Genomic DNA, 8,304 nt, shown 5'->3' on the forward strand with positions numbered 1-8,304 from the left:
TGGTAAAAAAACAAAATTCCTCATCTTTAGCAGGCTGTATGATAATATGTTTGATGTTACACACGTTTAATTTCCTTATGTAAAAGGGCGGGGGTGATTGTAGATATGCGTTAGACAACATCCCCATAAGGTTAAGCAGCTTTTGTTGAGAGTTGTTTTATCTCTCGTTCTATCTCTGCTAAAAAGGCTTGGACAGCTTGATTGATCTGTTCAATTTGTTGATCATCACGGAGAACACGCTTGACTTTCATGCGTAAGTGAAAGAATTCCCCCGTAAAACGTGGATCATAACTTACGAAATCACACCATTTTCGTCCTGTACAAGCCATTTGGAATTGCATTTGTGCGTGATATTCTGGTTTGATTTCGTCACCTATACAAAAGCGCATATGTGTTACTGATCTCGGGCATTTGACTTCGATTAAACCGTCTTCTCCAATGAGACCATCAGGACTAGCCCCCGCCATTTCTATTGTGGGGTGTTGGATAAAGCCGCACTTTGTTATATCGGCATCATGAATGAAGCCATATTCTCTCAAGGCATCTTCTTCATGTTCGATACCCCATCTCATATCTTCAGTTTCATAATAGGGGCTTGTTTCTCTTGTTAAGCGCTCTGTTATGAGTTTGATTTTGTAGTCTTCATATTTGCTCGTAGGCAATCCTTTTGTAGTTTTATTGAGTATGTTGTAAATGTTTGATGCGGTGACTTTACCCAAGCGTGCTTGGAACCATTCTGCTGTTCTTTGTTCCATCTCACACCGCCGTTCTTTGTTCTTGTGGTGCATATTCGATATCTTGGACGTGAATATATTCGGCATCTTGTATAGGCGCCTCTATTTGCTTTTGTTGTAGGAAAGATTGTTCTTTTTCATGCTGTCTCTTTTGCAAAACATCCAAAATCCTTTGTGCTACTTCATCAGGAAGATCTTCAAGCTTTTGGACTCGTCCATACTGAAGCACTTTTTCTTCTTCTGTTTGAGTGATGTTTATTAATTGTTTGATTTGCGTAAGCACATCATAAGAAACTAACTTCGTTTGTACGTTATGGTTTGTTTCATTGATACGTTTTGCTTCATCTTCTTCATAAATACCGGACAAACCGAAAGCGTAACGAGCACATTGTATAGTGGCTTTATGACGCAACATACGTGCGGGGTATTTTTTCCAAGGGTCACTGTGGCCTTGTTCGCATTCTTTGCGATATTCGGTGACTTCGATAGGGTCTTTAATGCCTTTGAGACGAATAGCACATTTGATAGCAATGATATTCCCATCATCATTGAGTTGATCTTGAAAGGTCATGCCATCAAAGTCAGGATTTGATTTGATGATCTTTATCCAACCGTCGATAGAAACAACGGGTATGATGCCGCCGCCTTTTTTAGGGAGAGCATAGATTTCTTTTGTTAAAGGGTTAAGTCCATAAGTATTGGCAACAAAAAGAAAAACGGCAAATTCTGCATCAGTGATGACATTAGCATTTTTATCTCCAATACAAGTTTTTATGATTGTGGTTCGAAATTCTTCAGCAGAAAATCCATATTTTTCTGCCATTTCGTTTAAAAAAGTAGAATTTTTCATCTTGATTTCCTACATTGCGCGCAATTCCCCCGTGGCGTGAATCACGCTTGTGTTAAAAGTTGGTTTTTCGGTGTTAGAAACGGCTTATAGAGATACTATAAGATTAGTCGTTCGTATTTCTTTTCCATGGTTTATTTCTCTTAATGCATGTTTTGTCTTTTAATCTCTTGAGACAGCAGTCCCATGCCTTTTGTGGTGATTTTTGCGCAAGGAATGACTTTTTCTGCCTTTTTTGTTGTTTGAATGATGTGGGTTGAGCAATCCATTAGTCCTTTTTGGATTTTATCTTGATAAGGAAGCAAAGGAGCGCCATCAGTAATTCGATATACCCATCTTTTTTCTTGTAAGAAGAGAATGAACTTTTTGGGTTGCATTTCAAGAATTTTAGCAGCTGTAATAAGACCGAAGAGCCCATCAGAGCGTTGCAAGCTTTCCAGAGCCATTGCTTTTGGTTTTAAATCTTCAATGATGGTATCTTTTTGATTTATTTGACCTTGTAGGTAATTCAAAAAGCCAATCATCGCTTGTGGACTTGAGTAATCGATTTGTGGTGTAACAACTTGCTTTGCACGCCGCTCGCATTCGATAAAGTATTCTCTTGCTTGCTTTCCTTTTTTATTACGCTCGACCATGGCAAGCTCTTTCGCCATGTCTAAGGTAAGATAGTATTCTACTGCTATGGCATTGTTCGCTTCCATTTTTTTGTGGAAGCGAATAAAGTCCCTTCCATCAAGGAAAGCATAGGTCATGATACGCTTTTTTATCCACGTAGAAAAATCTTGTTTACTCTCCAAAAAGGCATGTAATTCACGTGCGTTTACTGTTTGAACGTCTTCTCCGTTAACCGTGTTATTTGCAATAGCGATAGGATTATTCATAAGTTTACTCCATCCGATCATTGAATAAGAGGAAAGAGGAGGGCGCTTTTAGAAACGCCCTCTGTAGTGTGTATAGTGTGGGTAGTTTGGAATGACATCCGAAAGAGTTAAACGGTGCTGCTGTTCATAAGTACCGTAAGTTTCATCTTCATATCGCTGCTGTTCGATTTCTTCTAAAAAAAAACCGTATGCTGTGCTGTGTAGAATAAAATCGTGAGGAATGTTTCCGTTGAAACACTGCTCTTCACATTCTTTAAGATAGAATTCGGCAATATCTTCAGAGATATCTTCGCAACGATTAGTCGTTGGTTCTACGCGCAAAATTTGGACAGCATTATCGGTTTGGTCGATAAAATTGATCATGTCCTTTTCTTCTAAGAAAGGACCAGATTTAGCGAGATTTTGTTCTTCATTTTCGCAGATGACTAAGAGAATTTCATCAGAATTTATAAACACTGGTTTATTCACAAATGCCTCCATACAGCCTATTGGCAAAAGTTATTTTCTAAGATATGGAACATATGTATGCGCATATTGCACATATGTCAACAATAAAATGTGCAATATGAACATATTTAGTGAGTGTTATATTATTTTGGGATATATAAAATGGATGATATTGATAACCTTATAATGGAGGCAGTGAATAAGCTTAGTATAGATAAAAAAAGAAGGTTAATTATTATTCTTCGTCTTTTAAAGTATCTAAAATGCGAAGAAGCCACTGCTTTTTTTCAGGAGATATATTTTTTAGAGCGTTAAAAACTTCTTCTTGAAGTTCGCGGTCTGAAAGAGCAGTTGTAGATTTTGTTTTTATACCCTGTCCTTCACCAGTCAATAACCAACCTGTACTTACGTTAAAAGCTTTTGCGTATCGACTTGCGGCTTTATTGATGCCGCGAACTCCTTGTTCATGTTGTATATAAGTGTAATATGGCCAGCCGTAATATTGAGCTGCGGCTCGGGCAGATTTAAATCCTTTGGCAATTCTTGCTTCTGTTAAGCGTATAGCTTGGTCGGGTTTTTGTTCTTGCATTCTGACAACTCCTTTCCATTCATAATGCACATATTATGTGTGCTTTTCGACTTGACTTTTTTCTGTGCACATTGCACACTTAATTTTATGAATAAGATAGAAGCAAAAAAAATACGCAAACGCCTTAATCTGACGCTGGACGAAATGGCAGCGTTATTAGGCGTTAACAAATCAACAGTATGGCGTTGGGAAAAATATGGTGTTCCTTCAAGAGGAGCAGTGGCTTATCTTTTAAAATCTTTATGCGATCAAGAGCAACACCCCTCAATGTCGAAAATTTGCAAGAGCTGCGTTGTTGATCAGAAGGTCGATAGATTGCAGCATTAAGGAGATCAAAATGAGTTCGAATGAAATTTTATGGATAGCAGTGGTTTCAGTTTTGCTCTTAAGCGGAGTGATGTTTCGTATTGCATTGCATTATCGCGATCAAGTTAAAGCACTTAAAGAGCAGGTTCAAGATATTAAGAAAAAAATGAAAGAGAATGAGTTTAGGTATTTAAAGGAAAGCAAGCAGACAATTGATGAATGTGATGCGAATCTTGAAGAACGTGACAAGGAAATTAAACAACTGAAGCAAGAGATTGAAGAACGTGACGAGGAAATTAAACAACTGAAACAAAAGACTGAAGAGCATGAAAAGGCGTTCAGAAATGTAAGTGAAGTTGTAATGACACTCGAAGCAGATGTTCAATCACGTGATACGGAAATTAAAGAATTGAAGCAAAAGATAGATGCGTATCGAGAAGATTTTACACGGAAAAGTGAAAAGATACGGACACTAAAAGAAGATGTGCAATCACGTGATACGGAAATTAAAGAACTTAAACAAAAGATAGAAGAACGTGACGACGAGGAAATTGAAGAACGTGACAAGGAAATTAAAGAACTGAAGCAAGAGCTTAAGCCGCGTGATGAAGCAGTAAAAGCGCCGCCTCATAAGAATAAGAAGAGTAAGAAGAAGGGTAAGTAAGGAGATAGAGATGAATGCAGGATCGTATACTGGTTTAATAGTATCTATAGCTGTAAATATTCAATTAGCTATTCAACTTTATCTATTTTATAAAGAATTACAAATAGTTAAAAAGGAAATAATTAAGAAAAATGAAAAAATATGGAGGCAAGAACAGATAATTCAAAAATTATCTCCTTCTAACATTTTCTCTTCTTCAAAAGATAGCAAAAATTCTGGTCAAAACTTAGTTTGAAGCATTTTTTCTGGGTGGAAAAATATCCCTATAAAATACGTTTTGTATGGAGATGCGAGGTGAGTAACACGATTCTTTGTTTTGATCTAGGTACGAAGATGGGGTGGGCGATACGTGGTGCAAGTGGTGACATGTTCAGTGGTACCGTGAATTTTCAATCGCGCCGTTTTGAAGGCGGTGGAATGCGTTACTTGCGTTTTAAGCAATGGCTATCAGAAATAAAGCATACAGCAGGTGATATTGACGCGGTGTATTTTGAAGAGGTGAGGCGTCATAAAGGTACAGATGCGGCGCATGTTTACGGCGGTTTGTTAGCAACGTTAACGGCGTGGTGTGAACAGCATCAGATACCCTATGAGGGGATACCAGTAAGTACGATTAAGAAAGCGATGACGGGGAAGGGGAATGCGTCGAAAGAAGAGATGATAGAGGCAATGTGTCTTAAAGGATACAAGCCATGTGATGATAATGAAGCAGATGCTTTAGCAATTTTATATTTGGTTAAAGAGAAGGAGATCTTAGAGTGATGTCCAACAATAAAGTGGCGTTTGTAAAATTTAATACAGATCAGTTTTTAAAAGAGCTTACAAGTTTAAAAGCGACAGAGAAGGCTGTTTATACAACACTTGTGTTGCTAATGAATAATAGAAAAGCGCCTCTTATCAATTATGCGTCTTGTTTATCGGGTTGGTGTGGGTGTTCAGTGCAAACGTTTAAAAAGGCGTTAGAAACTTTAATAATGATGGGTCTTATTACGCGTTTAGAGAATAGGCGCTTATGGCATAAGTCATTAGCTTTTGATCAAAGTGTTCAAAGAAAATATTCAGAAAGAGTTTCAAAAGCAGCTTTAGCAAGGTGGAGTAAGAAAAGAGAGGAGGCAATACATGTCCAGTAAATTACCATGGACGAGGCTTTTTGCATACAAATGGCTTCTTACTCTTGTTTTTTTGTCGCCGACCGAGAAATGTATCTATGTCATGTTGCGACTTCTAATGCTCCATACTGGTGAACCTATTTTAAAGGACTTAACGGTATTAGCTTTTTGGGTTGGTTATCCAGTAGAAGAGTTTGAAGCAGCTTTGAATTCCTTGATTGAAGATGGATTCATCATACGTTTAGACAATGGTGGGTTGTGGAATTCAGAAGTTGAAAAAGAACTCAAAAACGTCACTGAAGAGCTAGATAATTTCACTTGCAATAATAATGGAGAAAGGGAGGTGAAGTATGTCAACTAAGTTGCCATGGACGAGGCTTTTTGCAGACCAGTGGGCAATAGTTGTTGATTATTTGCCTGCTGTAGAGGGCAATATCTATATGCGATTACGGTTACGTATGTTGCGTACTGGTGAACCTCTTTTTTATAATATTAAAGTTTTATCTCATTACACTGGTTATTCAGTGAAGAAGTTTGAAGCGGCACTGAATGTTTTGCTTGAAGAAGGATATTTCATTCGTTTAGCAGATGGTCGCTTATGGAATTTAGATGTTGAGGAAGAGCTCAATAACTCTAATGAGAATTTAGAAAAGGTATCAAAAACATCACGATCAAAGAGATTATCGGAGAGAGCAAAGAAAGCAGCGCAGGCAAGATGGGATAAACATACAACTTATGCTTGTGATGATGCTCAAGTTGCTGAAAATACTGATAAAAACGATGCTAAAGCAATGCTTAATGATGCTAAAACGATGCTTAATTATGCTAAGCATGCTAAGCATGATGCTAAAGCGATGCTTAATGATGCCTATATATATAACAATAACAATAACAATAACAAAAAAAATATTATTTTATCAAAAAGAGAAATTGATTTTGAAAATTTAGAAACAAACGATTTTGTTGAAAAGGCAATCGAGTGTGATGATGTTCAATCAGGACAAATCAAAACGATAGAAACCAAACAACCAATCATTCACGAGCAAAATATTAATCTTTCCAATGAAGCTAACAACCGATGGCAAATTGACGAAGCGATGATTGAGAAATTGCCTTCACGAAAAGTTAAAAAGGTTGGTAAACAACTTTCAGAAATCGTTGATAAGATAATGCCTGCTTATTTTCCAGAGAAAGCAAACTTTTTTGAAGAAACCAAGAAAACAAGGGAAAAACAAGAAGTTAAAAGAATACTAGAAGATTTCAAACCCGATTTTCAATACGCAATTGAACAAGGATTAACGCATGATGAAGCCTTATCAGAATTTGAAAAATTTGTACGCTTTTCAAAAACCAATCCATGTCGAAATGCAAATGAACGCGATTGGCAAAGCGCTTGGGATAATTGGATTACGCATCCAAAATATGGATTGGTAACTAAGAAACACGTAAAATCAGAAGTGAAAAAACTATATGAAAGCGCATGTTATAAACCACCGTCAAACATCTTTTCAAACAGACTGTCAGAAAGATTTAGCATACCCCTAACAGCGATTTACGCTTAAAGACACGTATGGATCAGAATGCATCAGGAGTAGAGAGGCTATTAGTTTATTTGCTACATAATGAAATCGTATTTAAAAGCATTGAAGGATAAACAGCAAAGTAGTGAAGTTTGCTGATGATTTTGAGAATAGACATGCGTTTAAATTGACAGAAAGGCACCGTACAGAGCGATTTAAAGATTTTGCGATAAAAATACATTGAAATTAAAAACGCTTCTGTGCGGTCCATTTTGAGGCAAATAAACCCATTGGTAAAGTTATGGATTTAGATAGGGGATATTAAACCAAATGTTTTTAAAAAAACGTAAACAGAAGGGGGGAAAAAAGTTCGTTGCAACAGCGGTTGGATATGCACCATGGGGATTAGGGGTAGCAGAGTATTTTTACAATCTTTACGAATATGATGATGGTACAAGAGAATATGAAGAATTTGACGGTGGTCAGTATCATGAGATGCCTGAGAATGTTGATTACAGTACCAAGGCTCAAGTGAAAGCGTGGATTTATGGGGGCGGTATTCCGAAAAGCGTATTGAGTTGTGAAGCGTTGATAGACGAGGTGAATAGGGAAATCAAAAAACGTACAGAGAAAGATCAGTTGATTTGTGAAATTACAAATGAAGGTGAGAGATGTTATTCACAAGCTTATGATATAGACCGTGAACTAGAAAAAGCACTTGATATTCAATTAGGTAATTATCAAAATGAAAAAAAGTGAAAAAAAATAAAAAATACGTATTGACTTTAAAGAAAAGGTCGTTTATTAAGGTCAGTAAGTGCCTAAGAAACACTTAGCGAATAGCGGATAAACCACGAAAAGGTTTCTCCCATTTCTTAAATACTGACTTTCTTTTATGCTGTTATTGGCATATAACGATTATGTCGGGTGTGGTTACACCATACAATACTCTTTATGAGAAAAGTGTAACGACGGACTATTCGCCGTGTTTCTTAGCACCCGGCGCCCTTATAGGGTGTCAATAAGAAACTAATTTAAACGAATAGGTATCAGCATGAAAGCTACAGTAAAAAATCAAGAAACATCTCCAAAATATCAACTCACAAATCAAACAATTCTTCGTGAGGGTAAGAAACTTTATCGCATTAAGGCGTTAAGAGATTTTGGTGATGTTAAAGCTGGTCAACTTGGTGGCTATATTGAATCT

At 37.0% G+C, this 8,304-nt stretch carries 13 protein-coding genes; 8 read left to right on the forward strand and 5 right to left on the reverse strand.

Annotated elements, in window-relative coordinates; all coding sequences use genetic code 11:
* Positions 1–131: 131 nt before the first annotated feature.
* The 5 genes from ACFIMX_RS02470 to ACFIMX_RS02490 all read right to left on the reverse strand — a co-directional run bounded on the left by ACFIMX_RS02470 (position 132) and on the right by ACFIMX_RS02490 (position 3,498).
* A complete protein-coding gene (locus ACFIMX_RS02470) occupies positions 132–755 on the reverse strand; it encodes a lambda exonuclease family protein (RefSeq protein WP_375614774.1) in 624 nt (207 codons plus the stop codon).
* A gap of 1 nt (position 756) precedes the next feature.
* Positions 757–1,584 (reverse strand): recombinase RecT, encoded by an 828-nt coding sequence (locus tag ACFIMX_RS02475; RefSeq protein WP_375693978.1) that lies wholly within the window; start codon positions 1,582–1,584, stop codon positions 757–759.
* 140 nt (positions 1,585–1,724) lie between these two features.
* Complete coding sequence (locus ACFIMX_RS02480) at positions 1,725–2,462, reverse strand: antA/AntB antirepressor family protein (RefSeq protein WP_375693979.1); 738 nt, start codon at positions 2,460–2,462, stop codon at positions 1,725–1,727.
* 48 nt (positions 2,463–2,510) lie between these two features.
* Positions 2,511–2,930 carry a hypothetical protein gene (locus tag ACFIMX_RS02485; RefSeq protein WP_375680412.1) on the reverse strand — a complete coding sequence of 140 codons (420 nt, stop codon included), beginning with the start codon at positions 2,928–2,930 and terminating at the stop codon, positions 2,511–2,513.
* 214 nt (positions 2,931–3,144) lie between these two features.
* Complete coding sequence (locus ACFIMX_RS02490) at positions 3,145–3,498, reverse strand: XRE family transcriptional regulator (RefSeq protein WP_273791732.1); 354 nt, start codon at positions 3,496–3,498, stop codon at positions 3,145–3,147.
* A gap of 87 nt (positions 3,499–3,585) precedes the next feature.
* On the opposite strand from ACFIMX_RS02490, the gene ACFIMX_RS02495 reads away from it, so the two are divergent.
* From ACFIMX_RS02495 to ACFIMX_RS02530, 8 genes are all read left to right on the forward strand, one after another.
* Positions 3,586–3,825 (forward strand): helix-turn-helix domain-containing protein, encoded by a 240-nt coding sequence (locus ACFIMX_RS02495; RefSeq protein WP_375607547.1) that lies wholly within the window; start codon positions 3,586–3,588, stop codon positions 3,823–3,825.
* Positions 3,826–3,835: 10 nt separating this feature from the next.
* Positions 3,836–4,468: a hypothetical protein gene (locus tag ACFIMX_RS02500; RefSeq protein WP_375693980.1), complete on the forward strand. Its 633-nt coding sequence runs from the start codon at positions 3,836–3,838 to the stop codon at positions 4,466–4,468.
* Between the two features lie 10 nt (positions 4,469–4,478).
* Positions 4,479–4,703 (forward strand): hypothetical protein, encoded by a 225-nt coding sequence (locus tag ACFIMX_RS02505; protein WP_375614284.1) that lies wholly within the window; start codon positions 4,479–4,481, stop codon positions 4,701–4,703.
* Positions 4,704–4,762: 59 nt separating this feature from the next.
* Positions 4,763–5,230 (forward strand): crossover junction endodeoxyribonuclease RuvC, encoded by a 468-nt coding sequence (locus ACFIMX_RS02510; RefSeq protein WP_375680414.1) that lies wholly within the window; start codon positions 4,763–4,765, stop codon positions 5,228–5,230.
* Positions 5,230–5,598 carry a DUF1376 domain-containing protein gene (locus ACFIMX_RS02515; RefSeq protein ID WP_375680415.1) on the forward strand — a complete coding sequence of 123 codons (369 nt, stop codon included), beginning with the start codon at positions 5,230–5,232 and terminating at the stop codon, positions 5,596–5,598. Before ACFIMX_RS02510 ends, ACFIMX_RS02515 begins: the two co-directional genes overlap by 1 nt.
* Positions 5,588–5,938, forward strand: coding sequence for a DUF1376 domain-containing protein (locus ACFIMX_RS02520; RefSeq protein WP_375609790.1), 351 nt, complete (start codon positions 5,588–5,590; stop codon positions 5,936–5,938). The genes ACFIMX_RS02515 and ACFIMX_RS02520 overlap by 11 nt, the downstream gene beginning before the upstream one ends.
* A complete protein-coding gene (locus ACFIMX_RS02525) occupies positions 5,928–7,139 on the forward strand; it encodes a hypothetical protein (RefSeq protein WP_375693981.1) in 1,212 nt (403 codons plus the stop codon). The genes ACFIMX_RS02520 and ACFIMX_RS02525 overlap by 11 nt, the downstream gene beginning before the upstream one ends.
* Positions 7,140–7,427: 288 nt before the next feature.
* Positions 7,428–7,856 carry a hypothetical protein gene (locus tag ACFIMX_RS02530; RefSeq protein ID WP_375693982.1) on the forward strand — a complete coding sequence of 143 codons (429 nt, stop codon included), beginning with the start codon at positions 7,428–7,430 and terminating at the stop codon, positions 7,854–7,856.
* Positions 7,857–8,304 lie beyond the last annotated feature (448 nt).

It is taken from the genome of Bartonella sp. AD24XZML (genome assembly GCF_042196485.1).
Taxonomy (GTDB): domain Bacteria; phylum Pseudomonadota; class Alphaproteobacteria; order Rhizobiales; family Rhizobiaceae; genus Bartonella.

What these genes read in the sequence shown, in the direction of transcription:
- ACFIMX_RS02475 (WP_375693978.1), bottom strand. Translation starts at nt 1,584, where the DNA reads ATGAAAAATTCTACTTTTTTAAACGAAATGGCAGAAAAATATGGATTT.
- ACFIMX_RS02505 (WP_375614284.1), top strand. Translation starts at nt 4,479, where the DNA reads ATGAATGCAGGATCGTATACTGGTTTAATAGTATCTATAGCTGTAAAT.
- ACFIMX_RS02490 (WP_273791732.1), bottom strand. Translation starts at nt 3,498, where the DNA reads ATGCAAGAACAAAAACCCGACCAAGCTATACGCTTAACAGAAGCAAGA.
- ACFIMX_RS02500 (WP_375693980.1), top strand. Translation starts at nt 3,836, where the DNA reads ATGAGTTCGAATGAAATTTTATGGATAGCAGTGGTTTCAGTTTTGCTC.
- ACFIMX_RS02530 (WP_375693982.1), top strand. Translation starts at nt 7,428, where the DNA reads ATGTTTTTAAAAAAACGTAAACAGAAGGGGGGAAAAAAGTTCGTTGCA.
- ACFIMX_RS02495 (WP_375607547.1), top strand. Translation starts at nt 3,586, where the DNA reads ATGAATAAGATAGAAGCAAAAAAAATACGCAAACGCCTTAATCTGACG.
- ACFIMX_RS02520 (WP_375609790.1), top strand. Translation starts at nt 5,588, where the DNA reads ATGTCCAGTAAATTACCATGGACGAGGCTTTTTGCATACAAATGGCTT.
- ACFIMX_RS02480 (WP_375693979.1), bottom strand. Translation starts at nt 2,462, where the DNA reads ATGAATAATCCTATCGCTATTGCAAATAACACGGTTAACGGAGAAGAC.
- ACFIMX_RS02525 (WP_375693981.1), top strand. Translation starts at nt 5,928, where the DNA reads ATGTCAACTAAGTTGCCATGGACGAGGCTTTTTGCAGACCAGTGGGCA.
- ACFIMX_RS02470 (WP_375614774.1), bottom strand. Translation starts at nt 755, where the DNA reads ATGGAACAAAGAACAGCAGAATGGTTCCAAGCACGCTTGGGTAAAGTC.
- ACFIMX_RS02515 (WP_375680415.1), top strand. Translation starts at nt 5,230, where the DNA reads ATGTCCAACAATAAAGTGGCGTTTGTAAAATTTAATACAGATCAGTTT.